At 67.9% G+C, this 26,803-nt stretch carries 28 protein-coding genes; 13 read left to right on the top strand and 15 right to left on the bottom strand.

All coding sequences use genetic code 11. The features are described 5' to 3' along the window. Window positions 1-34: 34 nt before the first annotated feature. The gene (locus ASE13_RS17755; protein WP_056619345.1) at window positions 35-766 is read right to left on the bottom strand and encodes a ComF family protein; all 732 of its coding nucleotides are present in this window, start codon (window positions 764-766) and stop codon (window positions 35-37) included. Here ASE13_RS17755 and ASE13_RS17750 point away from each other — a divergent pair. Further along, window positions 765-1,658: a class I SAM-dependent methyltransferase gene (locus tag ASE13_RS17750; RefSeq protein ID WP_056619342.1), complete on the top strand. Its 894-nt coding sequence runs from the start codon at window positions 765-767 to the stop codon at window positions 1,656-1,658. The two genes, ASE13_RS17755 and ASE13_RS17750, sit on opposite strands and share 2 nt — an antisense overlap. On the opposite strand, the gene ASE13_RS17745 is transcribed toward ASE13_RS17750, so the two are convergent. Next, on the bottom strand, window positions 1,655-2,068 hold the full coding sequence (locus tag ASE13_RS17745; protein ID WP_235537040.1) for a (deoxy)nucleoside triphosphate pyrophosphohydrolase: 414 nt from the start codon (window positions 2,066-2,068) through the stop codon (window positions 1,655-1,657). The two genes, ASE13_RS17750 and ASE13_RS17745, sit on opposite strands and share 4 nt — an antisense overlap. Before the next feature lie 56 nt (window positions 2,069-2,124). Here ASE13_RS17745 and ASE13_RS17740 point away from each other — a divergent pair, with 56 nt between their 5' ends. The 3 genes from ASE13_RS17740 (at window position 2,125) to ASE13_RS17730 (ending at window position 2,952) form a co-directional block, all read left to right on the top strand. Continuing rightward, on the top strand, window positions 2,125-2,307 hold the full coding sequence (locus ASE13_RS17740) for a Flp family type IVb pilin (RefSeq protein WP_056619336.1): 183 nt from the start codon (window positions 2,125-2,127) through the stop codon (window positions 2,305-2,307). A gap of 132 nt (window positions 2,308-2,439) precedes the next feature. Further along, the gene (locus ASE13_RS17735; protein WP_056619334.1) at window positions 2,440-2,607 is read left to right on the top strand and encodes a Flp family type IVb pilin; all 168 of its coding nucleotides are present in this window, start codon (window positions 2,440-2,442) and stop codon (window positions 2,605-2,607) included. Window positions 2,608-2,790: 183 nt separating this feature from the next. After that, window positions 2,791-2,952 carry a Flp family type IVb pilin gene (locus tag ASE13_RS17730; protein WP_056619331.1) on the top strand — a complete coding sequence of 54 codons (162 nt, stop codon included), beginning with the start codon at window positions 2,791-2,793 and terminating at the stop codon, window positions 2,950-2,952. Window positions 2,953-3,034: 82 nt separating this feature from the next. Here ASE13_RS17730 and ASE13_RS17725 read toward each other — a convergent pair whose 3' ends face one another. The 3 genes from ASE13_RS17725 to ASE13_RS17715 are packed head-to-tail and all read right to left on the bottom strand — an operon-like array spanning window position 3,035 to window position 6,715. Next, the gene (locus ASE13_RS17725; RefSeq protein ID WP_056619329.1) at window positions 3,035-3,982 is read right to left on the bottom strand and encodes an acetyl-CoA carboxylase carboxyltransferase subunit alpha; all 948 of its coding nucleotides are present in this window, start codon (window positions 3,980-3,982) and stop codon (window positions 3,035-3,037) included. A gap of 10 nt (window positions 3,983-3,992) precedes the next feature. Continuing rightward, a complete protein-coding gene (locus tag ASE13_RS17720) occupies window positions 3,993-4,934 on the bottom strand; it encodes a tyrosine recombinase (RefSeq protein WP_082597020.1) in 942 nt (313 codons plus the stop codon). After that, window positions 4,931-6,715, bottom strand: coding sequence for a hypothetical protein (locus ASE13_RS17715; RefSeq protein ID WP_235537039.1), 1,785 nt, complete (start codon window positions 6,713-6,715; stop codon window positions 4,931-4,933). Before ASE13_RS17715 ends, ASE13_RS17720 begins: the two co-directional genes overlap by 4 nt. A 191-nt stretch (window positions 6,716-6,906) precedes the next feature. On the opposite strand from ASE13_RS17715, the gene ASE13_RS17710 reads away from it, so the two are divergent. The 5 genes from ASE13_RS17710 to ASE13_RS17690 all read left to right on the top strand — a co-directional run bounded on the left by ASE13_RS17710 (window position 6,907) and on the right by ASE13_RS17690 (window position 12,536). Then, entirely contained in the window at window positions 6,907-7,446 is a 540-nt protein-coding gene (locus ASE13_RS17710; protein ID WP_056619326.1) for a shikimate kinase, read from the top strand. Then, window positions 7,443-8,558, top strand: a complete 1,116-nt coding sequence (aroB, locus tag ASE13_RS17705) for a 3-dehydroquinate synthase (protein ID WP_056619324.1) — start codon at window positions 7,443-7,445, stop codon at window positions 8,556-8,558. The genes ASE13_RS17710 and aroB overlap by 4 nt, the downstream gene beginning before the upstream one ends. A gap of 30 nt (window positions 8,559-8,588) precedes the next feature. Further along, window positions 8,589-8,966 carry a hypothetical protein gene (locus tag ASE13_RS17700; RefSeq protein WP_056619322.1) on the top strand — a complete coding sequence of 126 codons (378 nt, stop codon included), beginning with the start codon at window positions 8,589-8,591 and terminating at the stop codon, window positions 8,964-8,966. A 40-nt stretch (window positions 8,967-9,006) separates the two neighbouring features. Continuing rightward, window positions 9,007-10,881 (top strand): M1 family metallopeptidase, encoded by a 1,875-nt coding sequence (locus ASE13_RS17695; protein WP_056619319.1) that lies wholly within the window; start codon window positions 9,007-9,009, stop codon window positions 10,879-10,881. A 65-nt stretch (window positions 10,882-10,946) separates the two neighbouring features. Then, window positions 10,947-12,536 (top strand): serine hydrolase, encoded by a 1,590-nt coding sequence (locus ASE13_RS17690; protein ID WP_056619316.1) that lies wholly within the window; start codon window positions 10,947-10,949, stop codon window positions 12,534-12,536. Between the two features lie 11 nt (window positions 12,537-12,547). Here the strand turns inward: ASE13_RS17690 and ASE13_RS17685 are convergent, their stop codons facing one another. The 6 genes from ASE13_RS17685 to ASE13_RS17665 form a co-directional block, all read right to left on the bottom strand. Continuing rightward, the gene (locus ASE13_RS17685) at window positions 12,548-12,886 is read right to left on the bottom strand and encodes a DUF423 domain-containing protein (RefSeq protein WP_056620104.1); all 339 of its coding nucleotides are present in this window, start codon (window positions 12,884-12,886) and stop codon (window positions 12,548-12,550) included. Continuing rightward, the gene (locus ASE13_RS19980) at window positions 12,883-13,035 is read right to left on the bottom strand and encodes a hypothetical protein (protein ID WP_156404972.1); all 153 of its coding nucleotides are present in this window, start codon (window positions 13,033-13,035) and stop codon (window positions 12,883-12,885) included. Before ASE13_RS19980 ends, ASE13_RS17685 begins: the two co-directional genes overlap by 4 nt. Further along, window positions 13,032-14,813 carry a cation:proton antiporter gene (locus tag ASE13_RS17680; RefSeq protein ID WP_056619313.1) on the bottom strand — a complete coding sequence of 594 codons (1,782 nt, stop codon included), beginning with the start codon at window positions 14,811-14,813 and terminating at the stop codon, window positions 13,032-13,034. Before ASE13_RS17680 ends, ASE13_RS19980 begins: the two co-directional genes overlap by 4 nt. Then, a complete protein-coding gene (locus ASE13_RS17675; RefSeq protein WP_056619311.1) occupies window positions 14,813-15,238 on the bottom strand; it encodes an iron-sulfur cluster assembly scaffold protein in 426 nt (141 codons plus the stop codon). Before ASE13_RS17675 ends, ASE13_RS17680 begins: the two co-directional genes overlap by 1 nt. Before the next feature lie 83 nt (window positions 15,239-15,321). Then, window positions 15,322-15,876, bottom strand: a complete 555-nt coding sequence (locus ASE13_RS17670; RefSeq protein WP_056620100.1) for a CvpA family protein — start codon at window positions 15,874-15,876, stop codon at window positions 15,322-15,324. A gap of 247 nt (window positions 15,877-16,123) precedes the next feature. Beyond that, window positions 16,124-16,687: a lipocalin family protein gene (locus ASE13_RS17665; RefSeq protein WP_056619308.1), complete on the bottom strand. Its 564-nt coding sequence runs from the start codon at window positions 16,685-16,687 to the stop codon at window positions 16,124-16,126. Between the two features lie 240 nt (window positions 16,688-16,927). Here ASE13_RS17665 and ASE13_RS17660 point away from each other — a divergent pair, with 240 nt between their 5' ends. After that, entirely contained in the window at window positions 16,928-20,689 is a 3,762-nt protein-coding gene (locus tag ASE13_RS17660; protein WP_056619305.1) for an autotransporter domain-containing protein, read from the top strand. Between the two features lie 72 nt (window positions 20,690-20,761). Next, on the top strand, window positions 20,762-21,190 hold the full coding sequence (locus tag ASE13_RS17655) for an NIPSNAP family protein (RefSeq protein ID WP_056619302.1): 429 nt from the start codon (window positions 20,762-20,764) through the stop codon (window positions 21,188-21,190). A 41-nt stretch (window positions 21,191-21,231) separates the two neighbouring features. On the opposite strand, the gene radA is transcribed toward ASE13_RS17655, so the two are convergent. Then, window positions 21,232-22,599 (bottom strand): DNA repair protein RadA, encoded by a 1,368-nt coding sequence (gene radA, locus ASE13_RS17650; RefSeq protein WP_056619299.1) that lies wholly within the window; start codon window positions 22,597-22,599, stop codon window positions 21,232-21,234. Window positions 22,600-22,941: 342 nt separating this feature from the next. On the opposite strand from radA, the gene ASE13_RS17640 reads away from it, so the two are divergent. Further along, window positions 22,942-24,096 (top strand): glycosyltransferase family 4 protein, encoded by a 1,155-nt coding sequence (locus ASE13_RS17640; RefSeq protein WP_056619293.1) that lies wholly within the window; start codon window positions 22,942-22,944, stop codon window positions 24,094-24,096. Window positions 24,097-24,099: 3 nt separating this feature from the next. Here ASE13_RS17640 and ASE13_RS17635 read toward each other — a convergent pair whose 3' ends face one another. Genes ASE13_RS17635 through ASE13_RS17625 form a run of 3 tightly spaced genes read right to left on the bottom strand, consistent with a single transcriptional unit; the run spans window position 24,100 to window position 25,210 of the window. Further along, complete coding sequence (locus ASE13_RS17635; protein WP_156404971.1) at window positions 24,100-24,438, bottom strand: PilZ domain-containing protein; 339 nt, start codon at window positions 24,436-24,438, stop codon at window positions 24,100-24,102. 53 nt (window positions 24,439-24,491) lie between these two features. Continuing rightward, window positions 24,492-24,989, bottom strand: coding sequence for a PIN domain-containing protein (locus tag ASE13_RS17630; protein ID WP_056619287.1), 498 nt, complete (start codon window positions 24,987-24,989; stop codon window positions 24,492-24,494). Beyond that, entirely contained in the window at window positions 24,989-25,210 is a 222-nt protein-coding gene (locus ASE13_RS17625; RefSeq protein WP_056619285.1) for a type II toxin-antitoxin system Phd/YefM family antitoxin, read from the bottom strand. Before ASE13_RS17625 ends, ASE13_RS17630 begins: the two co-directional genes overlap by 1 nt. A 195-nt stretch (window positions 25,211-25,405) precedes the next feature. On the opposite strand from ASE13_RS17625, the gene ASE13_RS17620 reads away from it, so the two are divergent. Then, entirely contained in the window at window positions 25,406-26,770 is a 1,365-nt protein-coding gene (locus tag ASE13_RS17620) for a cation:proton antiporter (RefSeq protein WP_056619282.1), read from the top strand. Window positions 26,771-26,803: the final 33 nt, after the last annotated feature.

Below are 26,803 nucleotides of genomic sequence, written 5' to 3'. Positions count from 1 at the left end.
TTGTCTCTCGAATTGTGGTTCGCGACCGCGCTTGTCAATCCAGCGCTTCCTCTCCCAGAACGCGCGCCCAGCAAAGAAGGATCACTTTGTCGGCGCCGCCGCGCTTGAGCACGCGCGCGCAGGCCGCCGCGGTCGCGCCGCTGGTGTGCACGTCGTCGATCAGCACCACCGTCCTGCCCGCCAGCCGCGCTTTCGCATCCCCGGCTAGCGCAAATGCCCCCGCCACCGCCCTGGCACGTCCCCGCGCTCCCAGCCCGCGCAGCACCGGCGTCGCCTTCACGCGCCGCAGCGCTGCGGCATCCATGGGCACTCCGCTCGTCTTCGAAAGCGCCGCGGCGATCAGTGCCGCCTGATTGAACCCGCGTGACCAAATGCGCCACCGATGGAGCGGGACCGGTACCAGCAGGTCGGCGCCCTCGGGCATCAGCCGCGCCATCGCCTGTGCCATCGTCTCCGCGCAGGCCAGTCGCCTCGAATATTTGAGCTTGAGCGCCACATCGCGGGCGACATCGCCATAGGCTACCGCCGCGCGCACCCCGTCATGCGGCGGCGGCTCGGTCATGCATTCGGCACATTGCGCGCCCTCGCCGCGATCGAACGCGAACGGCAATTGGCAGCTCGCACACCAGGGCGGCCCGAGAAAGCGCAGGCTTCCCCAGCACGCAGCGCAGAAACGATGATCGGCCCCGGTCACTTCGCCGCAGCCGGGGCAGCGCGGCGGCAGCGCGAGGTCGGCGAGCCGTGCAAGGGAAGCGAGCGCAGCCATGCCGCTCCTTGTCGCGGGCGCCGCGCCGCTGCACAAGCCGCACGTGTCCGATTCTCAAGCCTCCGAAATCTTCTCACGCGCCACGCGCCGCCGTCGCCGCGATCGCGCCGCTCCGGGCTATGCCGGCTTCGCCTTTCTGCGCGAGCATATGCTCGAAGGGCTGCTGGAGCGGCTCGACGCCGTACGGCGCGAGTTCCATGACGTGCTCGATCTCGGCAGCTTCGGCGGCGATCTCGCGATTCCCGGCGCGCGCATCGCCCACCTCGACGCCGGCTTCGGCTTTGCCAAGGCATCCGGTGGCGTACAGGGCGACGAAGACCGCCTGCCCTTCGCCGATGCATCGTTCGATCTGGTAGTGTCCGTCGGCGTGCTCGATCAGGTCAACGATGTCCCCGGCGCACTCACGCTCGCCCGCCGCGTGCTGCGTCCCGATGGACTGTTTCTCGGCGCATTCGCCGGTGCCGGCACGCTCTCGACGCTGCGCGGCTGCGTCAAGGAGGCCGAGGCCGAGCGTCCCGCGGCGCGTTTCCATCCGCAGATCGATGTGCGCTCGGCGGGCGACTTGCTCGCCCGCGCGGGCTTCGCGCTGCCCGTCGCAGATGTTGAAACTTTGGTGGTGCGCTATGCCGGCTTGCCCAATTTGCTACGCGACCTGCGCGGCATGGCGGCGACCAACCTGCTGCCCAACCCGGCACCGCTTACGCGCGACACCCTGGTCCGTGCCTCGGCTGCCTTCGCCGACCGCGCCGAGCCCGACGGCCGCACGCCCGAACGCTTCGAGATCGTCTATCTGACCGGCTGGGCTCCCGATCCCTCGCAACCCAAGCCCGCCCGCCGCGGCAGCGCCACTGCGTCGCTGGCCGACGCACTCAAGCCGAAACGGCCGGACTAGAGCAACCGCTCCAGCGCATCGACCAGCGGCACGTCCGCCGGCGGCATCGCCAGCGCGCGCATCTCGGCCGGACGCACCCATTGCAGCGCGCTCGCATGCCGCGGCTCGGGCGTGCCCCGCCAAGTGTTCGCCACGTACAACAGCAATAGCAGATGCCGTTCGCCCAGCGCTTCGCTGGCGAAGGCGATCGGGGCCAACGCCTCGATCGCGATTTCGATGCCCAACTCCTCGGCCAGTTCGCGCACCAGCGCCGCCTCCGGAACCTCGCCCTGTTCGACCTTGCCGCCCGGGAACTCCCACAGCTCCGCCATCGGCTTGCCCGGCGGGCGCTGCTGCACGAGCACGCGACCCTCGCCATCGACCAGCGCAACCGCCACGACCAGCAACAATCCGGAAGGCTTTCTCGACACTTCGTTAATTCTCTTTCTCTATTTTCCACCAATCCTCTGGGGGAGAAGCGGGCGTTATGCGAGCCCTTACCAAGTCGATCCATCGCCTGATCCGCGATTCCAAAGCGGCGACGGCAATCGAATATGGCCTGATCTGTGCGTTGATCGTGCTCGCCATCATGGCGGCCTTGCTCGCGCTCGGGACGGTGACCACCGATATGTGGGACAATGTCAGCACCAAGGTCCAGACCGCGGGCTGAACGTAGTTAACGACTTGGAAACGGCTCGATTTATCCGTTTCTTTACTTCCCTCCACTAGGTCAGTTGATGCCGTACCGGATCTCCGGGCCGGCCGGGTGAATGAAGTAGTTCTAGAACGTTGGAGACCGGTTATGCAGAAGATTCGCAACTTCGTTAAGAATTCCAAGGGCGCCACCGCGATCGAGTACGGCCTGATCGCCGCTCTCATCGCCGTCGCCGCCATCGCTGCAATGCAGGGTCTGGGCAATCAGCTCAAGACGACCTTCAGCAACGTCACGTCGAACATGAAGGCTTCGTAAGCTTTCCTCGACTGAAATCACGAGAAGGGCGACGGAACCAAGGTTCCGCCGCCCTTTTTGCTTGCCCACGCTCCCGTCAACCGAAACCGGCTCCGCACCTTCATCTTTCGTTGATCTTTGTTCCGCATATACAACGAAGCTGGACGTATGCGTTCGGCCGTGGTTTTTGGAGGGAGTGAACCAATGATCCGCCGGTTTCTGAAGAACACGAAGGGCGCGACCGCAATCGAATACGGCCTGATCGCCGCGCTTATTGCCGTCGCCGCGATTGCCGCGATGCAGGGCCTGGGCAACCAGCTCAAGACGACCTTCAGCAATGTCACGTCGAACATGAAGGCCGAGTAAGCCTTCTTCGACTGACAAACAAAAAGGGCGGCGGAACTCCGGTTCCGTCGGCCTTTTGCTCGTCATGCCGGCGGCGTGCGGCTCAGATCCGGCCCATCGCGAGGAACTTGGCGCGCCGTGCCTGGCGCAGCGCCTCGGGCGACATGCCGTCGAGCCCGTCCAGCGCCGCCTCCACCGCATCGCCCAGCGCCAGCACCGCCGCGCCGGGATCGCGATGCGCGCCGCCCAGCGGCTCGCCGATGATCCGGTCGATCACCTTGAGCTCCTTCAAATGCTGCGCGGTCACCTTCATCGCCTCGGCGGCGTCGGGGGCCTTGTCCGCGGTGCGCCACAGGATCGAGGCGCAGCCCTCGGGCGAGATCACCGAATAGACTGCGTGCTCCATCATCAGCACAATATTACCCGCCGCCAGCGCGACCGCGCCGCCGGAGCCGCCCTCGCCGAGAATCGTCGCGACCAGCGGCACGCCTAGATTGAGGCACTGCTCGGTCGAGCGCGCGATCGCTTCTGCCTGGCCGCGCTCTTCGGCCTGCACCCCCGGAAACGCGCCCGAAGTGTCGACGAGGGTGATCACCGGCAGCCGGAACTTGTCGGCCAGCTGCATCAGGCGGATCGCCTTGCGATAGCCCTCGGGCTTGCCCATCCCGAAATTGTGCTTGAGCCGGCTCGCGGTGTCGTCGCCCTTCTCGTGCCCGATCACCATCACCCGGCGGCCGCGGAAGCGCCCCAGCCCGCCGATGATCGCATTGTCGTCGGCAAAGGCGCGGTCGCCCCCCAGCGGCATGAAGTCCTCGATCAGTCCCGCGACATAATGCTTGAAGTGCGGCCGCTCGGGATGCCGCGCGACCTGCGTCTTCTGCCACGGCGTCAGCCGGGCATAGGTGTCGTGGAGCAGCCGCTCGGCTTTGGCCTGGAGCGGCGTGATCTCCGCCTGGATGTCCACCGATCCGCCCTCGGCGGTACGGCGCAGCTCGTCGATCCGGCTCTGCAGCTCGGCGATCGGTTTCTCGAAGTCGAGGAAGGTTGCCATCGCTGCGCGGTTAGGACGGGCCGGGCTTTGCGTCAACGCGCGCCGCGTCCGCGGCCTTGCCCAGTGCCTCGCCCAGCGGATGCCGCTGATTAACCAGCTCGACCAGCCGCTTGCTGTCGACATGCGTATAGATCTCGGTCGTCGCGATATCCGCATGCCCCAGCATCGTCTGCAACGCGCGCAGGTCCGCCCCGCCCTCGAGCAGATGCGTCGCGAAGGCGTGGCGCAGCACGTGCGGGCTCACGCGATCGGGCGGTATCCCCGCTTCCGCCGCCAGCGCGCGGACGAGCTGATAGAGCCGCACGCGCGAGAGATGCGCCTTGCCCGAGGGGAACAGCCACGGCCGACCGCCGGCGACGTGCTCGCGCCACGCCGCCACCGCCGCCCGCGCCCGATCGGAGATCGGCACCAGCCGCTCGCGCCCGCCCTTGCCCTTGAGGATCAGATAGGGCCGGTCCGGCGCCACTGCATTGCGCGGCAGCGACACCAATTCGGTCGCGCGCAGCCCCGATCCGTAGAGCAACTCGATCAGCGCCGAGAGCCGCAGGTCGAGCGGATCCGGCGGCACCCGCGCCTGCCGGGCCGCGATCACTGCGAACATCGCGTCGACATCCTCGATGCTCAGTACCTTCGGGAGCGCCCGCGCCGTCCCCGGCCGCGGCAGCGCCGCGCTCGGATCATCCGCGCGCAGTCCCTCGTCCGCCAGAAAGGCATAAAAGCGCCGCAGCGCCGCCGCCTTGCGCGCCACCGTCGAGCGCGCCAATGCCTGCCATTCGCCCGCCAGCCGTTCGAGTTCCGGGGAGCCTGCTTCGCCCAGCCTCCCTTCCAGCACTTCGGAGGCCAGCCGCAGATCGGTGCCATAGGCCGCGATGGTGTTTCCCGCCGCGCCCGCCTCGGCCCGCATCATTTCGAGGAAGCGCTCGATCAGCGCGTGGTCGGCCTGCCCGGTCAAGCCGACCGCGTCACCGCCTCGACGGCGATCATCCGCGCATAATTGACCATTCCCGCCGCGCGCATCGCCGCGACGATGTGGAACAGGGCCTCGGGCGCGACATGGTCCCAGTTCACCGATTGCATGCCCACGCCCGCGAGCAACGCCACCGTCGCCGCGTCGCCGCGTTGTCCGGCAGCGTCGATCGCCTGCGTCCAGGCATTGACCCCGCCGATCGGCACGTCGAGCGTCGCCGCCACGCTCTGTGCGTCGCCCGCATTCAATCGGCCGAGGCCGGCAAGCCCCGCCGCGAGCATCTGCGCCTTGCGCCGCGATCCGCCGTCGGCAAAACCCGTGACATCGCCCGCGGCCACGCGCGACAAACCCGGATCGGCCAGCGCGAGCAATGCCCAGCCTTCGCTGCGGGGCTTGACCACGCCCCGCCATTCGAGCGCGGCGGCCTCGTATCCCGAGGAGAGCATCGCCGCGATCAGCCGGTCGGAATCCTCCAGTTTGTCGCTCGCCGGTATCCACGAAGCCGCGCGCGCGGTCAGGATCAGCCGGGCATAGCGCGTGCGCGGGCTGTTCGCGCCGTCCCACAGGGTGCGCAATGCCTTGACGCGATTGTTCACGTCGCCGTCGGTATAAGCGGTGCGCAGGTCGCGTGCGATCGTCTGGCCGGGGCCCGAATCGCCGCTTTGCTCGATCTCCGAATAGAGATCGACCAGCCCCGCGTTGGAGAACACGCCCGCCGTTGCCGCCAGTTCGGCCGCGGCCGCGCGTGCGGCCGGATCGATATTGGGTGCCAGTGCCTGCCAGTAACGGACCTGCGGCCCCGCGGTCTGATAGAGCTCTGCCGGCACCTCGACACCCGTCGCGGTCGCCAGTCCCCAGCGCCAGGCGGTGAGCTGAGGCACCGAATTCCACTCGATCGTCACGGCCCGGCGCCCCTGCGCGCCGGTGCCGAGCACCTTTTCGGCGAGCAGATTGTCGATGTCCGACGGGCTCGTCCCCGAACGTGCCTGGGTGAGCCGCTGTCCCGCTTCATTGGGCTTGCCGGCGAGCCCGAGGCACATCGCCTGCGCCAGCGCCCAGCCGCGTTGCTGGATGGCCGCTGCGCCCTTCTCGGCGAGCGGGCACAAAGCCGCCGGATCGCCGGTCGCCAGCGCGGTCTGCATCGCAACCTGATAGAGCCAGGTGGTGTAATTGTCGGCGTCGACATCGTCGATCACCGCGCGTGCGGCATTGGCCTCGCCCATCCGCAGCAACGCCCAGGCGCGGTCCGCGGCGAAGTCGGCGCCGTTGACGTTGGCCGGAGTGTCGAGCGGCGACATCAGCGCGCGGCGCAGCACGATCGATGCCCAGCGCGACGCGATCGGCGCGTTCATCCGCCGCATCAGCACCTGCAGGAAGCGCCCGTCGCTCCGTCCGAACGCATTGGCGGGGAATGCCGTATTGCCCGCGGCGAGCACGCCCACCCGATCGAGCGAATGCCGCGCGAATTCGGGAAGCTCGTATCGCGACAGATCGACCGTGGCCGTTTGCGGCACCTCGACCTGGGCCACGTTCCCCAACACATTGTCGAGCGGCAGCGCCACGCCGTCCGTTGGCGCGATCGGCTCGGCCGCGCGCGTCGGCGCGGGGGCCGGCCTGGGTGCGGGCGCAGGCGTCGGTGCGGGATCGTCGAACCCCGGCGGCAGCAGCGATTCGGGCGTGTCCTGCCCCAGCGCGGGCATCCCCACGCCGGCGAGCAGCAGCGCCGCAAACCCGATCCGCGAAAACTTATTTCGTGAGGTTTTCAAGCGGGACCACCTTCTCCATGCGAACCGGCTCCTTCTCGGTGCTCCGGGTCGAGAGAAAGACGATTCCTCCCACCAGCACGAGGACGATTACAATGAGCACGACTAGGAAACGGGACATGGAAAGGTCCGTGATTTGAGAAACGCGAGGGCCTTTTGCCCGAGACCGTCCCCCGCTGTATAGCCCCCCGACGATGTTGCAAGCGCATGCCCATGACGTGCCCTGGAAGGGCAAGCCGATCGTGCTGGTCGGATTGATGGGCGCCGGCAAGACCACGGTCGGCCGGCGCCTCGCGCAGCGCATGCGCCTGCCCTTCGTCGATGCCGATCACGAGATCGAGGCGGCTGCCGACATGACGATCTCGGATATCTTCGAACGATTCGGCGAACCCTATTTCCGCGACGGCGAGCGCAGAGTGATCGCCCGGCTGATCGACGGCACGCCGAAGGTTATCGCCACCGGCGGCGGCGCTTTCCTCAACGAGGCGACCCGAGCGCTGATCCTCGATCAAGCGATCGCAATATGGCTCGATGCCGAGCCCGCGGTGCTCGCCGATCGCGTCCGCCGCCGCGACACCCGCCCCTTGCTGCGCGGCCGCGATCCCGAGGAGATCCTCACCGAGTTGGCGACGCTAAGAAATCCTTTCTATGCGCTCGCCCCGATCCGGGTTCAGAGCGTGGCGGCTCCGCACGACACCACCGTCGATGAAATCCTGAAGGCGATCCGCACTTGAATACCGTTCCCGTCGCACTGGGCGACCGCAGCTACGACGTCCGTATCGAAGCCGGCCTGCTCAGCCGCGCGGGCGAGGCACTCGCGCCCTTCGCCAAAGGCCGCCGCTTCGTCATCGTCACCGACGCCAATGTGCGCGCGCATCTGGCCACGCTCCAGGCCAGCCTCGGCACCTCCAGCGAGGCGATCGTCCTCCCGCCCGGCGAATCGACCAAGAGCTGGACCCAGCTCGAGGCGCTCACCGACAAGCTGCTCGATCTCGGCGTCGAGCGCGGCGATCATGTCATCGCATTGGGCGGCGGCGTGATCGGCGATCTTGTCGGCTTCGCCACGTCGATCCTCAAGCGCGGCTGCAACTTCGTCCAGATTCCCACCACCTTGCTCGCGCAGGTCGACAGTTCGGTCGGCGGCAAGACCGCGATCAACAGCCGCGCCGGCAAGAACCTGATCGGCGCTTTCCACCAGCCGAGCATCGTCCTGATCGATCCGCAGGTACTCGACACGCTTCCGCCGCGCGAGCTTCGCGCCGGCTATGCCGAAGTCGTCAAATACGGCTTGATCGACGATTTCGCCTTCTTCGAATATTGCGAGGCCAATGCAGCGGCCTTGCTCGCCGGCGATTCCGCCGCGCGCGAATATGCGATTTCCCACTCGGTCGCCGCCAAGGCGCGCATCGTCGGCGAGGATGAGCGCGAGACCACGGGCAGGCGCGCCTTGCTCAATCTCGGCCACACTTTCGGCCACGCGCTCGAGGCCGAGACCGGCTTCTCCGACAGGCTGCTCCACGGCGAAGGCGTCGCAGCGGGCATGGCGCTTGCCTTCGCTTATTCGGCGCGGCTTGGGCTGTGCTCCGGACAGGAAGCGGAACGCGTCGCCGCGCATCTCCGCGCGATCGGCCTGCCGGACGGTCTCGCCGCCGCCGGTGTCTCGGCCTCGGGCGCCCGCCTGGTCGAGCACATGCTCCACGACAAGAAGATGGCAGCCGGCACCCTGCCCTTCCTGCTCGCCCGCGGGATCGGCCAGACCTTCCTCGACAAGACGGTGGACCTGAGCGACGTCGAAGCGTTTCTCGACGAACAAATCTCCCTCTCCCGCAAAGCTGTAGAGGGTTGAACCTCGCCAAGCCGGCCGCGTTTCCCGACTATGCCTGAACCCCGTACCATCGGCTGGCTGCTGGACGAGGTCGACCGCGCTGCGCTCATCGCGCGCTTTCCGCCCGTTTGGCCGGACGTCATCGCGCACCACGTCACTTTGAAATCCGCGACCGACCAGCCCCTGCCTACCGAAACCGCCGGCCAAGTCGTCGGTCAGGTCAATGACGGCGAAGGTCTGCAGGCGCTGGTCGTCGCGATCCATGGCACTACCGACCGCCCCGACGGCAGCACCTACCACATCACCTGGTCGCTCGATAAAGCCCGGGGCCGCGAGGCGAAGCAGAGCAACGACGTGCTGCGCGAGCGCGGCTTCGACCGGCTCGACGCGCCGATTCCGATCCGGCTCACGCCCTCCGAACTTTCCTGACTCAGTTGCCGTTCATCGCCGATCCGCATAGCAACGCGCCATGCGACTTCTCCTGCCCGCACTCGCCGCGCTTGTGATCACTGCCCCCGCCATGGCCCAGCAGGCCAGGCCCGCCCCGGTCCTAACCACCCCCGAGGCGAAGGACGTCTGGACGCACGCCGAGCCGCAGGTCGCCCGCGTCACGCATGTCGATCTCGATCTCGACGTGAGCTTCGAGAGCAAGACGCTGTCCGGCCGCGCATTGCTCGACATCCTGCCGTCGCCCGGCGCGAAGCAGATCGTGCTGGACGTCGACGATCTCGACATCACCGAAGTCACTACCGCCGACCGCAAGCCGCTGCGCTACACCGTGGGGCCGCGCGACAAGGAGCTTGGCTCGGCGCTGACGATCGATCTTCCCGCCACAGGCAACCAGATCGCGATCCGTTACTCGACCAAGCCCGGCGCCAGCGCGCTGCAATGGCTCTCGCCCGAGCTCACCGCGGGCAAGAAGCTGCCCTACCTCTTCAGCCAGGGCCAGCCGATCAACAATCGCAGCTGGATCCCGACGCAGGACAGCCCCGGCGTCCGCCAGACCTGGTCGGCGACGCTCACCGTGCCCGACGGCTTCGTCGCGGTGATGAGCGGCGAGCGGCTCGACGGCGCGAAGGGCGAATTGGTCCCCCACCAGAAGCGACGCTTCCGCTTCAAGATGGACAAGCCCGTTCCGTCCTATCTGATCGCGATGGCGGTCGGCGATCTCGCCTTCAAGGCCACCGGCCCGCGTTCCGGCGTGTGGAGCGAGCCCTCGATGGTCGAGGGCGCCGCATATGAAGTCGGCGATGTCGAGAAGATGATCGACGCCGCCGAGGCGCTCTACGGGCCGTGTCGCTGGGGCCGTTACGACATGCTCGTGCTGCCGCCGAGCTTCCCGTTCGGCGGCATGGAGAACCCCACGCTCACCTTCCTCACCCCGACGATCATCACCGGCGACCGCTCGAACACCGATGTCGTCGCGCACGAGCTCGCGCACAGCTGGTCGGGCAATCTCGTCACCAACGCCACCTGGTCCGATTCGTGGCTCAACGAGGGCTTCACCACCTATTTCGAGAACCGCATCATGGAGGCGGTTTACGGCAAGGAACGCGCCGCGATGTACGCCGATCTCGACTGGGACGGCCTGCAGAGCGACATCACCGATGCCGGCGGCCAAGCCGCGCCGACCACGCGCCTCCACGGCGATCCCGGCGCCACCGCCGGGCAGCTCGATTATTTCAAGGGCTCGACCTTCCTGCGCACGATCGAGCGCGCGGTCGGCCGCGAGCGCTTCGATGCGTATCTGCGCTCCTATTTCGACCGCCATGCCTTCCAGCCGCAGACCACCGCGGGCTTCCTCGCCGATATCCGCAAGAATTTGATCAGGGGCGACGGGGCGCTCGAGGACAAGCTCCAGCTCGATCGCTGGGCGTATCAGCCGGGGCTCCCTGAGAACGCAGTCCACGTCCAGTCGGCGACGCTGGCGAAGGTCGATGCCCAGCTCGCCGCGGTCAAGGCGGGCGGCCCGGTCTCGGCGGTCGATCCCAAGGGCTGGGCGACTCAGCAATGGCTCCGTTTCCTCAATGGCCTGCCGCGCCAGCAGACGCCCGCGCGCCTCAAGGAGCTCGACGAGACGCTCCTGCTGTCGGGCTCGACCAACGCTTATGTCCGCTCGGCCTGGGCCGAGCTGGCGATCGCCAATCGCTATGACCCCGCGCTCAACTCGATCCAGGTCTTCGTGAACAGCGTCGGCCGCGGGCTGTTGATCCGCCCGATCTACGAGGGGCTGATGAAGCAGGGCGAATGGGGCCAGCCGATCGCGAAACGCTTCTTCGAAGGGGCGCGATCAACCTATCATCCGGTCACCGCCGCGCAGATCGAGAAGATCGTCAACAAGTAAGCGTCGGGCTTGCCCCTCCCGTAAAGCGGCTTAGGCTGGTCTCCTCACAGATCGGGGATCCCAGCATGAGCGGCCTGCAACTCAATCGACGCCAGGCGCTCGCGCTGTCGCTGACGAGCCTCGGCGCCGCGGCGCTGCCGAGCTTGGCCTTCGCCCAGGAGGCGGCCGACCCCGCGATCGATGGTGTGGTCGCGCGCTTCATGGCCGCCTTCGAGACCCCGGGCATCGCCGTCGCGGTGATCCGCCCCGGCCAGCCGGTCTATCTCAAGGGTTACGGCGTCCGCACGCTCGGCAAGCCGGCGCCGGTCGGCGTGCATACCCGCTTCGGCATCGCCTCCAACTCGAAGTCGTTCACCGCCGCGTCGCTGGCGATGCTGGTCGACGAGGGCAAGGTCGCGTGGGACAAGCCGGTCAAGGACTACCTTCCCGATTTCCGGATGCACGATCCGCGCGTCACCGAATTGATGACCGTCCGCGACCTGCTCGTCCACAATAGCGGCCTCGCGCTCGGCGCCGGCGACCTGATGCAGTTCCCCGCCACCGATCGTCCCGCGAGCGATGCGATTCGGGCCCTGCCCTTTCTCGCCGCCGAGCGCGGTTTCCGCACAGGCTATGCCTATGACAACATCCTCTACGTCGTCGCCGGCCTGCTGATCGAGAAGCTTTCGCGCAAGCCGTGGCACGCCTTCGTCTCCGAACGGCTGCTCGGGCCCATCGGCATGACCGACGCCGTGCCGGCACTCCGTTTCCTCAACACGACCGACGTCGCCGGTCGCCACGCCCGGCTGGGCCCGCCAGTGCGCGGCATGGGGCCGATGGAAGTCATCGCGCCCGACGAGGGGATCATGACCGACGCCGCCGGCGGCATCAACGCCAGTGTCAGCGACGTCGCCAAATGGCTCCAGCTTCAGCTCGCCGGCGGCAAGCTCCCCGACGGCCGTGCATTGTGGAGCCCGGCGCAGCAGGCCGAATTGTGGAAGCCGCAGACGATCGTCGCCTCTTCGGATGGCCCGAACGACACCTGGCCCGCGCGCGGCGTCACCCAGACCTACGCGCTCGGCTGGTTCATCCAGGATTATCGCGGCGAACGGCTGATCCACCATTCGGGCGGCCTCTCGGGGCAGGTCACCCAGACCGCGATGCTTCCGGGCCGCAAGGCCGCGGTGGTGGTGCTGTCGAACACCGAGGACGCGGTCTCCGGCGGCATCCGCAATGCGCTGCTCGACCAGATCGTCGGCGCCCCCGCCTTCGATTGGGTCGCGGCAACACAGGCGCGGGTGAAGAAGCAGGAAGCCGAAGGTCTCGCCGAGCTCGGCAGCGGCGGCGTCGACAAGGCACCCGCCGGTGGACCCAGCCTGCCGCTCTCGGCCTATGCCGGGCGCTATCGCGATCCCTGGTACGGTGACATCCTCGTCACCACGCGCGGCAAAGGGCTCCACATCGACTTCCTGCCCACCCCGGTGTTCAAGAGCGCGCTCGAGCCCTGGGGTCCGGATACCTTCCGCACGCGCTTCCCCAAGGGCGCGGGCGAAGACGCGACGGTCACTTTCGTCGTCGCGAACGGCAAGGTCACCGGCGTGACGATGAAGCCGCTCTCACCGCTCGCCGATTTCAGCTACGACTTCCAGCACCTCGCCTTCGTACCGGTGGGCTAACGCGCCGGGACTCAATCCCGCGCACGCGCCGCGCCGACCGCCAGGCAGATCCATCCGGCGATCAGCGCCGCGCCTCCGATCGGGGTGATCGCACCCAGCCAGCGCGGCAGCCCCAGCGCCATCAGGTACAGCGTACCCGCGAACACCCCTGCCCCGCCGACGAACAGCCAGGGCGAAATGCGTGCACCCATCCGCACTGCGACCAGGGCCGCCACGGCATGGATCAGCTGATATTGCCCGCCGGTCCGCAGCCATTCCGCCGGCTGGCCCGTCACGCCATGCGCTCCGAACGCCCCGGCAGCCACCGCCAGAGCGCCCGAAAGCGCCGCGAGCACCGTCACCAGTCTCACCATCCGATCTCCGCCAGAAACTTCGGAGCCGTCGCCAGCACCACGCCGACCAGCGCGGTTTGCGTGCGGAAGCTCGCCTCGCGTGCCCAGCCCGTGCGGATGCCCTCCAGCGTGAAGCCCATGCGTTCGCGGAAGGGCCGGTTCTTCATTTTTGCTCGAGGTCCGCTTCGGCCGCCGCGGCCTGGCCGGCCTGGCTGAACATCGAATCGCGCGCGGCATAGATGTCGCCGGTCTCGCGCTGCAGCTTCAGCCGCTCGTAATCCCGGCGGCGATATTCGGCCTCGGTCTTTTCGATCTCGGCGGCGTCGACGCCCACTGCGTCCATCGCGCGCCGCGCCATCACGATCGCGCTCTCCAGCATCTCGCGCACCGCGCCCGCGATCGGCGCGCCCTTCATCTTCATGACCGATCGCCGATCATAAGCGCGCACGAAGATCGTCGCCTTGGGGAAGGCATGGTGGATCCCCTCCAGCGCTTCGGTATCGAGCCCGTCGCCGTCCTGGCAGAACAGCAGCAACTCGGCATCGGCAGCGCCCGCCTGTCGGAGAATGTCGGTCCGCGTGCCATCGCCATAATAGACCTTCATCCCGAAGGTCCCCGCGGTTTCGATCATCTCGACATCGGTATCGACGATCGTCACCGGTATGCCCTGCCCGATCAGCATCTGCGCAACCGTCTGACCGAAGCGGCCATAGCCCACCACCACGGCGTTCGAGCCTTCGTGTTGCGGCGTCTCCATGCCGTCGGCGTTCCGCTCGGGCTCGGTACGCAGCTTCCTGGTCGCCATCATCAGGAACGGCGTCGTCGCCATCGACAGCGTCACGATCGCCCCGAAGATGCTCGCCGCCTCGCCGGTGATCAGCATCGCCGACTGGGCCTGCGCGAACAGCACGAATCCGAACTCGCCGCCCTGGCTCAGCAATATGCCCAGCGCGAAAGCCGGCCGTCGCTTCATCCCGAACAGCAGGCCCAGCCCCATGATCAGCACCGCCTTGGTCGCGATCAGCGCCAGCGCCATGCCCGCGACGAACAGCGGCCGATCGGCGATCGCATGCAAGTTGAGCGTCATCCCCACGGCGAGGAAGAACAGGCCGAGCAGGATCGCACGGAACGGCTCGACATCGGCCTCCAGCTCGTGGCGGTACGGCGAATCCGCCAGCATCACGCCGGCGATGAACGCCCCCAGCGCCGCCGAAAGCCCCAGCATCTCCATGATCGCCGCGCTCGCGATCACGGTGAACAGCCCCGCGAACACGAACATCTCGCGCTCGCCGAGATTGCCGATCAGCCGGAAGGCCGGGCGCAGCACATAGCGCCCGGCGAGGACCAGTCCCACGATGGCGATCACGGTATAGATCCCGAGCAGCCAGCCGGGGGGGCCGTGCAAGTCCGCGGGATTGCGCGACATCGCGGCGACGATCGTGATCAGCGGCACGATCGACAGGTCCTGGAACAAAAGGATCGCAAAGGCGCGCTCGCCCAACGGCGTCCGCAGCCGGCCCGCCGATTGCAGCAGCGGCAACACCTGCGCGGTCGAGGAGAGCGCGAGCGGCAGGCCCAATGCCAACGCCGCGGCCAGGGTCGATTCGGCGGCGAGCCAGACGATCCCGGCCACCGCGAGTCCGCACAGGGTCACCTGCATCAGGCCGAGCCCGAAGATGTCGCGCCGCATCCGCCATAGCCGCGACGGGCTCAGCTCGAGCCCGACGAGGAACAGCAGCAATGCGATGCCCAGCTCGGCGATGCCCAATTTGCTCTCGGCGTCGCCCACCAGCCCCAGCATTTGCGGCCCGACCACCGCGCCGGCGACGAGGAAGCCCAGGGTCGCGCCCAGCCCGAGCCGGCGGAAGATCAGGACGAAGACGAGTGCGAAGCCGAGCAGCGGCACGCCGTCGTGCAGCAGCGAAAGGCCGGAATGATCCTCCATCAGCCGTGCGCCTGCAGCGCAGCCTCGGCCGCCGCCTCGAACGCCAGCCGGATCGAGGCGTGGCGTCCGCGATGCGCGATCGCCGGCGCGAGGATGTCGAGCCCGGGCCAGGCCGGGGGATCGCTCCGCTCGCCCGCCAGCCACGCGGCCAGTTCGTCGCGCGCCGCGGCGATCTCCCCAGGCGTCCGTCCGACGACATGCGCGCCCATCAACGCCGCGGATGCCTGCCCCAGCGCACAAGCCCGCACCAGCATCCCCACTGCGCCGACCCGCCCCTCGGCGTCGAGATCCACGTCGACGGTCACTCGGCTCCCGCACACCGGCGAGCGCTTCTCGACGCTGCCGGCGGGGTCCGCCAGCCGCTCGTGAAAGGGAATCTCGGCGGCGAGCCGAAGGATCTGCGTGTTGTAGAGGGGCGCGTTCATTCCGCCCCCGACTTAAGGGACACACGCCGAGGATGCGACCCCCTCAATAAAAATCCTACCTCGCGAAGCGAGGGAGGATTGTGTTACTTCGCGGAATTCCCCGCCGGCGTGCCCTCGTCCCCACCGAACACCGGCTCGCCCTTGCGGCGCCGATCGACGAAATCCGCCACCGTCGCGCTCGATTTGTCGAGCAAGGGATAGGTCGTCGAATGGGTGATCCAGTCCGGCCGCCCCGTCGGTCCGCCGCCGACGGTATCGAAGACGAGGACGAGCAGCAGGAAGCCGATGCTCACCAGCACCAGTCCCTTGAGTGCTCCGAAGCCGAACCCCAGCGCCCGGTCGATGGGGCCGAGGATGCTCTGGCGCATCCGCGAGCCGATCGTGTTGGCGATCAGCCGCCCGCCCAGATAGGTCACGCCCGCGAGGATCGCGAAGGCGAGCACTGCCCCGCCCTGCGCGGTTCCCACCGCACCCGACATCAATTCGGCGAATGGCGCGTGGAACAGCTTGAGCACCAGCACCACCGCCAGCCACGCGCCAAGCGCCAGCACCTCGGTCACGAACCCGCGGAGGAATCCCAGCACCGCCGCCCCGCCGATCGCGAGCAGCACGACGATATCGAGTCCGGTCAAAGCCATGAAACGCATCCCTCCCGCCGCCCTGATAATCGGCTGCCGGGCATGGCGATAGGCGTCATATTCGGTTCCGATAACTCTACTTCTTCGTCACCCCGACCTTGTGCCGGGGTCCACCATGCCGCAAGAAAGCAGCCAAATCCTTGAGGCGCTCGCGTGCCGCACAGTGGACCCCGGCACAAGGCCGTGGTGACGAGTGAAGAAATAGCGGCTGCGTCAGCAACCGGATCGACAGCGGACGTCCCGCCGCTCAGCCCTGCCGCGTCACCCGTAGCGCCCAGCGGTCATAGCCGAGCGCCTCGACGCGCTTGAGCAACGCCTCGGCCACGGCGGGAGCGGGTTTCGCTTCGCGGCTCAGCAGCCAGAGATAGCGCCCGCTCGGCTCGCCGACGATCGACCATTCATACTCGTCGCCATGATCGAGCACCCAATAATCGCCGGTGTAGAGCGGCCCGAAGAAGGAGACCTTGAGCTTGGCATTGGTCGCATCGTCGGCGACGATCGCATGGCCTTCGACATAGCTGCGCTCGCCCCGCGGCCCGCCCTGGACGCCGCTGTTGACGATGCCGATCCGGCCGTCCTCGTCGAGCGTATATTCGGCCGTCACTGCGTCGAGCCCCTTCTGGAAGCGATTCTCGTGCCGGGCGAGTTCGAACCATTTGCCGAGATAACGTGCCAGCTCGACCGGTTTTGCGGGCTCGGGCACCTGGGGATTGATCACCGGCGGCCGCGTCGCGCGCGAATAGAGGAAGAGGCCGCCGATGGCGGCGGCGGCGACGCCGGTGGCGATCTTGATCGCAGTCGATTGCTTCATGGCGCCATAGTGCGATGCGGCGCTGTGGATTGATAGTCCTTCCAGACCACCGCGCGGCTGATCGCCGCGAAATCGTCTCCCCGCGCCGCCTTCACGTGTTGGCGCAAAACCATTGCCAAGATCGCCCGGTCCTGAGGGAATACTGGTATAGTATTGCGTAACAGGGAGGCGCTTGTGCGGCTAAACGGTCGACACGGGGCGTTTGCGCGGCGGGCAAGAATCCATTGCGGCTATCGCGCGGTGCTGCTTTGCGGCGTGGGCACCGTATTGGCATCGGGGGCGGCGCAGGCGCAGGTGGCGGCATCGCCCCCGCCGGTCGCCCCGGCAACGCCCCCTTCGCCGCAACCGGCTCCGTCCGCTGCCACCGCTCAGGTCACGGCGCCGACGCTTCGCTTCTGGGACGGCGGCAATCCCGTGCTGCATCAGAACGGCGTGATCGACGGCGGCTCCGGCACGTGGAGCGCGACCGCGCCGAACTGGACCGACCCCGCCGGTGCGGTCAACGGCCCGATGAATCCCGTGCCCGCATTCGCAGTGTTCCGCGGCGCGCCAGGCACAGTGACGATCGACGACAGCGCGGGCGTGCCGGCGATCAGCTCGATGCTGGTCGAAGTGAACGGCTATCGCCTCTCCGGCGGCCGGCTGCTGCTGGATGGCGGGCCGTTCACGTCGGTTCGCACCGGCGACGGCGTGACCACCCGGATCGACAGCGAGCTGACCGGCGCCAGCGGACTGCTCTACAACGCGCTCGGCACGCTGATCCTTACCGGAAACAACAGCTATACCGGCGGCACGCGCGTCGATGGCGGCACGCTGATCGGCGACACGCGCTCGATCCGCGGCAACCTGGACAATGGCGGCCATGTGATCTTCGACCAGGCGTTCGACGACACATTTCAAGGCGGCGTCAGCGGCCTGGCCAGCACCTGGGGGCTAATGACCAAGCGCGGCGCGGGCAGGCTCACGCTGGCCGGCGGCAGCCAGCTCGATTGGCGCGTCGAGCAAGGCGGCCTGATCGCCGAGGGCGAAGGGTTCGGCGGCAATATCGATATTTCCGACAGCGCGCGGCTGACGCTCAGCTCGGGCGATGTCGCCGGAGTCACGTCCACCTATCGCTACGCGCTGTCGGGTGCCGGCCGCTTCGACGTCGCCGGCAAGGGCCTGCTGGCGCTCACCGCCGATTCGAGCAGCTTCACCGGCCACAGCGAAGTGCAGGGCGCCGCGCTGCGCGTCGAAGGCAGCCTCGGCGGCACGCTCCATGTCGGCGATGGCGGACGGCTGGGCGGCAACGGCACGGTCGGAGATGTCGCGGTCGGCGACGGCGGGCGGCTGATCGGCACTCCCGGCGAGTTTCTCCGCATGTCCTCGCTCGTTCTCGATCCCGGCGCGATCATCGACGCGCGGCTCGGCAATCTGGCCACCCCGCAGCTGTTCTATGTCGAGGGCGATCTGACGCTCGACGGCACGATCAACATCGCCGGCACCGGCCCGATCGGCGCGGGGGTCTATCGACTGATCAACTTCGGCGGCAACCTCACCAACAACGGGCTCACCATCGGCACCTTGCCCACGGGGCAGGAACGCTCGCTTGTCTCGATTAGCACGACGATTCCCTGGGCGGTCGACCTGATCTCCGAAGTCGGCGGCATGCCGATGCAATTCTGGGATGGCAGCGATCCGACGCGCTTCGCCAACGGCGCGATCGATGGCGGCCCGGGCATCTGGCGCCGCGACATCGCCGGCTGGACCGATCGCACCGGCAAGACTAACCAGACCAGCGTCGCCACCGGCTTCTCGGTGTTCGACAGGCGCGGCGGGCAAGTGGTGATCGACGCCGGCAATGCAGGCGCGATCCAGACCGGCGGGATGCAGTTCGCCGTCACCGGCTATACGCTCTCGGGCAGCGGCCTCCGCCTCGCAGGCAACGAGCGCACCGTGTTCCGCGTCGGCGACGGCAGCGAATGGGCTTCGACGATGGTCGCCGAGATCTCCGCGCCGATCTCGGGCTACACCCGCCTCGTCAAGAACGATGCCGGCACGCTGATCCTCTCGGGCGTCAACAGCTATACCGGGCCGACAGAAGTGGAAGGCGGCACGCTGGTCGGCAACACCGGTTCGATCCGCAACACGCTGCTCAACGCGGGCACGGTGGTGTTCGACCAGCGTGCCAACGGCACTTTCGGCAACATGATCGTCGGCCTGAACGGGCAGTCCGGCGACATGATCAAGCGCGGCAGCGGCGTGCTCACGCTCGCCAAGGAGAGCCGGCTCGACTGGACCGTCGAGGAAGGCCGCCTGGTGGCGCAGGCGGATCGCTACAAGAGCAGGGTGACCACCTTGCTCGGCGGAGGCGAACTCCAGCTGGATACGCCGGCCGATGTTTCGATGGCCACCTTGTTCCGCGGCGACGGGCGCCTGACCAAGACCGGCGCCGGACGGCTCGCGCTAACCGGGCATTCGAGTACTTTCGAAGGCACCACGCGGATCGCCGGCGGCGAGCTGCTGGTCGACGGGACGCTGGCGGGCCATGTCATCGTCGAGAACAACGCGATGCTGTCGGGCGACGGCTGGGTCGGCTCGGTCTTCGTCGCGCGGGGCGGTACGCTTTCTCCGAGCCCCAGCCCCGCACTGCCGGATTCGGGCCCCGTCGCGTCGATGCGGATCCTCGGCGATCTCGTCTTCGAGCCCGGCAGCCGCTTCGCAGTCGACGTCGATCCCCAGGGCGTGCTCAGCGACATGGTCTATGTCGAGGGTGTCGCGCATCTCGCCGGCTCGGTATTCCACATCGGCGCCGGCGGCGCCTATCGTCCGTCCTCGACCTATACGATCCTGATCGCGGGAGGCGGCATCGAAGGAAAGTTCGACGGCGTCTCATCCAGCTTCGCCTTCCTCACCCCGCGGCTCGACTATATGCCGACGGTGGTGCGCCTCACCCTCGACCGCAACGACGTCCAGTTCCAGGACGTGGCGCTGAGCGAGAACCAGCGCGCAGTGGGCACCGCGCTCCAGTCGATGGTGGCTGGCCCGCTCTACGACGCGGTGATCGACGCCGACGCCGCCGGCGCCCGGCTCGCCTTCGACAGCGTATCGGGCGATTTCCACGCCTCGCTGCGCACCGCCCTGGTCGAGGACAGCCGCCTGACCCGCGATACCGCGCTCGCCCGGATGCGCGCGCCGCTCGGGCAACCCGGAATATCGGCCTGGGGTCAGGCGATCGGCGGCTGGGGTCATTATGGCAGCGACGGCAATGCCGCGCGGCTCGAGCGCTCGACGGCGGGCGGGCTCGCCGGGATCGAGGCGCAAACGCCCGACGGCGACGTTCGGCTGGGCGTGTTCGGCGGCTATCACCACGCCGATCTGCGCGGGAGCGGCGACGCCGATGTCGATAGCTATCATACCGGCCTCTATGCCGGAGCGCGATTCGGCGCCTTCGCCGCGCGCACCGGCGTGGCGTTCAGCTGGCAGGACGTCGCGACCCGGCGCGCGATCAGCGGCGGTGGGCTCGCGGGACAGGTCCGCGCCGATTACGGCGCCACTACCGCCCAGGCCTTTGCCGAGCTCGCCTGGCGCCTCGAACTGGGCGGCGCCGCGCTCGAGCCCTTCGCGAACATCGCGCACGTCGCGCTCGATGTCGAACAGGGACAGGAACGCGGCGGCACCGCGGCGCTCGCGCTCGCCCACGGTACCATGGCCACCAATTACGCCACGCTGGGCCTGCGGGGCGAGACGGCGCTGCCGATCGGCGGCGGCAAGCTCTCGCTGCACGGCACCGCGGGATGGCAGCATGTGTTCGGGGACAGGGTGCCGGGCGTCACGATGCTGCTCGACGGCGCCCGCTTCGAGAGCATCGGCCTGCCGATCGCGGAGGACGGCTTCGTCGGCGGGCTCGGCATCGCAGCGGCTATCGGCGAGCGACTGGAAGTGAATCTCGATTATCGCGCCGCCGTCTCGCGCCGAAACCTCGACCATTCAGCGAGCGCGGCGCTGACGTTCCGGTTCTGAGGCGGCTTTAAGTGGTAGCGGAGAGGGCGCGTTGCGTGCGATCGTTCGCCTTCACCGCTCCGGAGTTCGCATATGCGTCTTGCCCTCGCCTGCCTCGCTTTGGCCACGATCGCGGCCCCGGCGTTCGCCCAGCATGCGGCGCTCGATCCGCAGACCGCCGTCTATGAATTGCGCATCTATTATCCCGCGCCCGGCAAGCTCGCCGCGCTCAATGCGCGATTCCGCGAGCATACGCTCAAGCTTTTCGAGAAGCACGGCATGCGCAACGTCGCTTATTGGAACGAGCAGCCGACCAAGGACGCCCCCGAGGGGCGCGTGATCTATGTGCTCGCTTATCCCAGCCGCGAGGCACGCGAGGCGGACTGGAAGGCGTTCGGCGCGGATCCCGAATGGCGCGCCGTGGTCGCCCAATCCGAGGCGGCCGGCAAGCTGGTGACGAAGGTCGACAGCGTGTTCATGACGATGGCCGACTATTCGCCGCCGATCACGCTGCCGCGCTGAGGGTCTTCTGACCCTCCCCGTACCGGGGAGGATCAAGTTCCTCACCGCCCCAGCAAATGATCCACGAACGCGCCCAGCGACTTGAATCCCGCCATTTCCAGCCCGCCGGTATCGGCCTGCGCCGCCGGGGCCATCGCGCGGCCGAAGCCGAGCTTGGCCGCCTCGCGACAGCGGAGTGCACCGTGCGCCACCGGCCGCACTTCGCCCGATAGCGCGACTTCGCCGAACGCGATCGCGTCGGCCGGCACCGGCCGCTCGGCCAGCGCCGACACCAGGGCCGCCGCCACCGCGAGGTCCGCCGCGGGATCCTGCACCCGATAGCCGCCCGAAATGTTGAGATAGACCTCGCACGACGAGAAGCTCAGCCCGCAGCGCGCCTCGAGCACCGCGAGGATCATCGCCAGCCGGCCGCTGTCCCAGCCGACCACCGCGCGCCGCGGCGTGGCGCCGCTCGCCAGTCGCACGGTCAGCGCCTGCACCTCGACCAGCACCGGCCGCGTGCCCTCCAGCGCGGGGAAGACGATCGTTCCCGTCACGCTCTCGTCGCGGTGCGTCAGGAACAATGACGAGGGATTGCCGACCTCGGCCAGCCCTTCGCTCCGCATCGCGAACACGCCGATCTCGTCCGTGCCGCCGAAGCGGTTCTTTACCGCGCGCAGGATGCGATATTGGTGGCTGCGCTCGCCCTCGAAGGCGAGCACGGTATCGACCATGTGCTCGAGCACGCGCGGGCCCGCGATGCTGCCGTCCTTGGTGACGTGGCCGACCAGCACCAAAGCCGTCCCGCGCTCCTTGGCGAAGCGGATCAGCTCGCCCGCACTCGCCCGCACTTGGCTCACCGTCCCCGGCGCGCCTTCGATCAGGTCTGAGTGCATCGTCTGGATCGAATCGATCACCACCAAAGCCGGTGCCGGGCCCTGCCCCAAAGTGGTCAGGATATCGCGCACCGATGTCGCCGCGGCGAGCTGCACCGGCGCATTGCCCAGCCCCAGCCGCCGCGCGCGCAGCCGCACCTGGTCCGCCGCTTCCTCGCCCGAGACATAAGCGACACTCAGCCCGCGGCTGGCGATCTTGGCCGCCGCCTGGAGCAGCAGGGTCGATTTGCCGATCCCCGGATCGCCGCCGATCAGCGTCGCGCTCCCCTCGACGAAGCCACCGCCCAGCGCGCGATCGAGCTCGGCAATGCCGGTCCCCGTCCGCTCGGGCAGCGCAATGTCGGTATCGAGCCCGACGAGCTGGATCGCCCGCCCGCCCGACTGGAGATTGTGCTTCGCCTGGAACGGCGTGACGACGCCGCCGGCATCCTCCACCAGCGTGTTCCAGTCGCCGCAATCGGCGCATTGCCCCGCCCATTGCGAGGATACCGACCCGCAGGCCTGGCACACATATCGCTTCTTCGGCTTCGCCATGCCGCCACGCTAGCGCAGGAACAGGAAGGGAACAACTGCATTTCGCTGGACGATGGACTTGCTTGGCGCCGCGGATCGGCGGGCAGGTTGCCGGCCCGCCCCAAGCTGTGGCTAACAAGCCGGCCCCTCTCTTCGTCATCCCCGCGAAAGCGGGGACCCATCTCCTGACCGAGCGGCAAAATGCACCGGCGCGCTGGTGGATATTGCGGGAGATGGGTCCCCGCTTTCGCGGGGATGACGCGTTTGAGTATGGGGCCCCAAACCTTGAGTCCGGCCAGTGAGGAATCCGCCCGGAGCGAGCCAAACTTGCCCCTCACCCCTGCCCCCGCTATCGCCCGCGCGATGCAAGCGTCCGACCTCCGCGTCGCCCTGTTCAGCGGCAATTACAATTACGTCCGCGACGGTGCGAACCAGGCGCTCAACAAACTCGCCGATTATCTGCTGCGCCAGGGCGTGACGCTGCGGGTCTATTCGCCGACCACGGACACCCCGGCATTCCCCCCAACGGGCGATCTGGTGAGCGTTCCCGCGCTTCCCGTCCCGGGCGGCCGCGCCGAATACAAGTTCGCCTGGCATCTGCCGCGTACGACGCGCGAGGACCTCGCCGCCTTCAAGCCCAACCTCGTCCATGTCTCGGCGCCCGAGATCCTCGGCCATCGCGCGGTGAGCTGGGCGCGCGACCGCGGCATCGCCACCGTCGCCTCGCTCCATACCCGCTTCGAGACCTATCCGGCCTATTACGGCATCGGCTTCCTTGCCCCGTTGATGATCAAGGGGCTGACCCGCTTCTACAATCGCGTCGATCAGGTCGTGACGCCGGGCGAATCCATGGCCGAGCTGATCCGCTCCTGGGGCGTCACCACGCCGGTCCGCATATGGTCGCGCGGCGTCGATCACGCCCGCTTCACGCCCACGCGCCGCGACATGGAATGGCGCCGCGGCCTCGGCGTCGGCGATGACGAGTTCGCGATCGGCTTTCTCGGCCGGCTGGTGCTGGAGAAGGGTCTCGATATCTTCGCCGACGTCTGCCGCGTCCTGCGCGAGCGCGACGTGCCCCACCGCGTCCTCGTCATCGGCGACGGCCCCGCGCGCGACTGGTTCGCCGAACGCGTCCCCGAAGCGGCGTTCGCCGGCTTCCAGCGCGGCGACGATCTCGGCCGCGCCGTCGCCTCGATGGACGTCCTGTTCAATCCTTCGGTCACAGAGACCTTCGGCAACGTCACGCTGGAAGCAATGGCCTGCGGCGTCCCCGTCGTCGCCGCGCGTGCGACCGGCGCGGTCGATCTGATCGACGACGGAGTCGACGGCTATCTCGTCCCGCCGCGCGATTGCGATGCCTATGCCGACGCGATCGCCCGCCTCGTCGCCGATCCCGCGCTCCACAAGGCACAGGGGTCCGCCGGTCACACGAAAGCGCAGACCTATCAATGGGATGCGATCAACCAGAAGGTGATCGACACCTATCTCGAAGTGATGGACCGCCGCGCGAAGGGCTGAGCCTCAGAGCGTGGCGAGATGGCTCACGACCGAGGGGTGGAGCCGCGTCCCGAACTTCACGCCCGCCGCGCCGTCGCGCACCCAGCAGACTCGCCCCGCGATCGGCGCGAGATGCGCCAGCGCGATGAGCACATCGTCGCCCGTGGAATAATCGGTGGCCTTGATCCGGCATCCGTCGGTGGAGATGTCGACGACTTCGGCGCGGACCCGGAGCTTGCTCCCTCGTGCACGCACGCTCGCCTGGATATCGGCCAAGGTGCGATCGTTCGCGCGGCGCTCGCCCCACGACGGAAGGGAACCGCCCTCGGCTCCGGGTATCAATTCGACGACCGCCTGGAACATGTTGCCCACCTCTGCCGGTCAAGGGCTACGCACCACAGGTTAAAAAACTGCGATTATCCTCGGACAAATAGGCTACGTAGCCAGAGCGGCCCGTTGCGCGCCGCCGCCCGCCAGTCGCCGTCCTCATCGACGCTATCGGGCTGATAGCCTGTGGGATCGAAGAGCTTGAGCCGCGCGCCCCTGAACGCCGCGGCATTACGCGTGACCAGGGTCAGCCCGTGCTCCAGCGCAGTAGCGGCGAACAACGCATCGCGCGTATCGGCGAGCGGAATTTGGCCGCGGCGACGCGCCACTGCGGTGTCGAGCGGCAGGATATGCCCTTCGAACGCCGGCAGCACCTGATTGTCGATCCAGCCGCGCAGGGCGGCGGCTCCGGCCTTGTCGCTCCGCGCGGTCCGCGCCACCGCCGCCTCGAGCTCGACCAGGCTGATCGCCGAGAGGAACAGCCGCTCGCGCGCCACGCCGGCGGCCCAGGTGGCGAGCCCCGCCTCGGCCTGCCCCGCCCGGGCGTTGCGCAGTTCGAAGACGATTCCGGTATCGAGCAGGTACATTACCAGCGCTCGGCGGGACCGAGCGCGGCATCGTCCGCGCCGGGCATCGCGAGCAGGTCGACGATGCTCTCGCGCTGGCCGCTCATCTGCCTGAAGGTCTGGATGCTCATCAGCACATGCGTCGGTCGTCCGCGATCGGTGACGAACACCGGCTCGAGCCGCGCGAGTCGCTTCGCGGCGCTCACATCCTGGTTGAATTCGCGGCTGCTGAGCACCTTCATGACGTAGCTACGTACCTATATTGTCCACGTTGTCATGTAGGTACGTTACTACTGTGTGCACGACGCGCAACAGAAACATCCGCCCGGCCGAAAAAATGCACGGCCCCGCATGGATTGCAGTTGCGCGGGTCTCCCACGCCGCGCTCCTTGGGGCGACGCGACAGGCACACAAGCTGCCGTCCGAGGGGAGGTTACATGCTCGATATCCTGCACAATGCCTGGTTCACGCTGACCGACGTGCTCAGTCCGCACGGCCCGGCGGTCAACGCCGCGAAGAGCTATTCGCCGGCAGACTTCAGCGTCCATTTCTTCCTCCAGCTCGCAGTGATCATCCTCGCCTGCCGCGTGGTCGGCTGGCTGGGCCAGAAATTCCTGCACCAGCCCCAGGTCGTCGGCGAGATGATCGCGGGCGTGATCCTCGGGCCGTCGCTGCTCGGGCTGTTCCTCCCCGATCTCCAGCTCGCGATCTTCCCCAAGGAAACGCGCAACGTCCTCTATGTCGGCGCACAGCTCGGCGTCGGCCTCTACATGTTCATGGTCGGCCTCACGCTGCGCCTCGACCATTTCCAGTCCAAGGCGAAGAGCGCCGCGAGCGTCTCGGCTGCCGGCATCGCCGCGCCGTTCCTGCTCGCCGGGCTGATCACGCCGTTCCTGCTCACCGTGCCGGGGCTGTTCACCCCGGGGATCAGCCAGTTCAACGCCACCCTGTTCATGGGCGCCTGCATCGCGCTGACCGCCTTCCCGATGCTCGCGCGGATCATCAACGAGCGCGGCCTCGCCAATTCGTCGCTCGGCACGCTCTCGCTCACCGCCGGCGCGTTCGACGATGCGGCATCGTGGTGCGTGCTCGCGGTGGTTCTCGCCACCTTCGGCGCCGGGCCAGGCGTCGCAGTGATCGCGATCGGCGGCGCCGTGCTCTACGCCGGCTTCATGATCCTCTACGGGCGGAAACTGCTCGCGCCGCTCGGCCGCGCAGTCGAGAAGCGCGGCGAGATGAGCAGCCAGGTCCTCGCGATCACCATGCTGCTCTTCTGCCTCTCGGCCTTCCTGATGGACGCGATCGGCATCCACGCGATCTTCGGCGGCTTCCTGATCGGCGCCTGCATGCCGCGCGGCCTGTTCGTCGAGGAACTCAAGCGCAAGGTCGAGCCGCTCGCGGTCGTCCTGCTGCTACCGATGTTCTTCACGTATTCGGGGCTCAACACCCGGATGGACATGGTCAATTCCATGTCGCTGCTGCTGATCGCCCTCGGCATCCTCGCCGTGTCGGTGCTCGCCAAGTTCGGCGCCTGCTATGCCGCGGCGCGCCTCTCGGGCGAGGACAACCGCACCGCGCTCGGCATCGGCGCGCTGATGAATTCGCGCGGGCTGATGGAGCTGATCATCATCAATATCGGCCTGCAAAAGGGCATCATCGGCCCGACCTTGTTCTCGATGCTGGTGCTGATGGCGATCGTCACCACCGTGATGGCCACCCCGGTTTTCGAGATCGTCTACGGCAGGAAGGCCCGCCAGACCGGCGAGCTCGACGCGATCGACGGCCGCCTGGCCACCGCCTGAGGTTCCCCCTGTGCCCGCCCCGTGCGCATCGCG

Origin of the sequence: Sphingomonas sp. Root241, assembly GCF_001428865.1 — a bacterium.
Classification (GTDB): Bacteria; Pseudomonadota; Alphaproteobacteria; order Sphingomonadales; family Sphingomonadaceae; genus Sphingomonas.
This window is presented reverse-complemented; position numbering and strand designations above follow the sequence as displayed.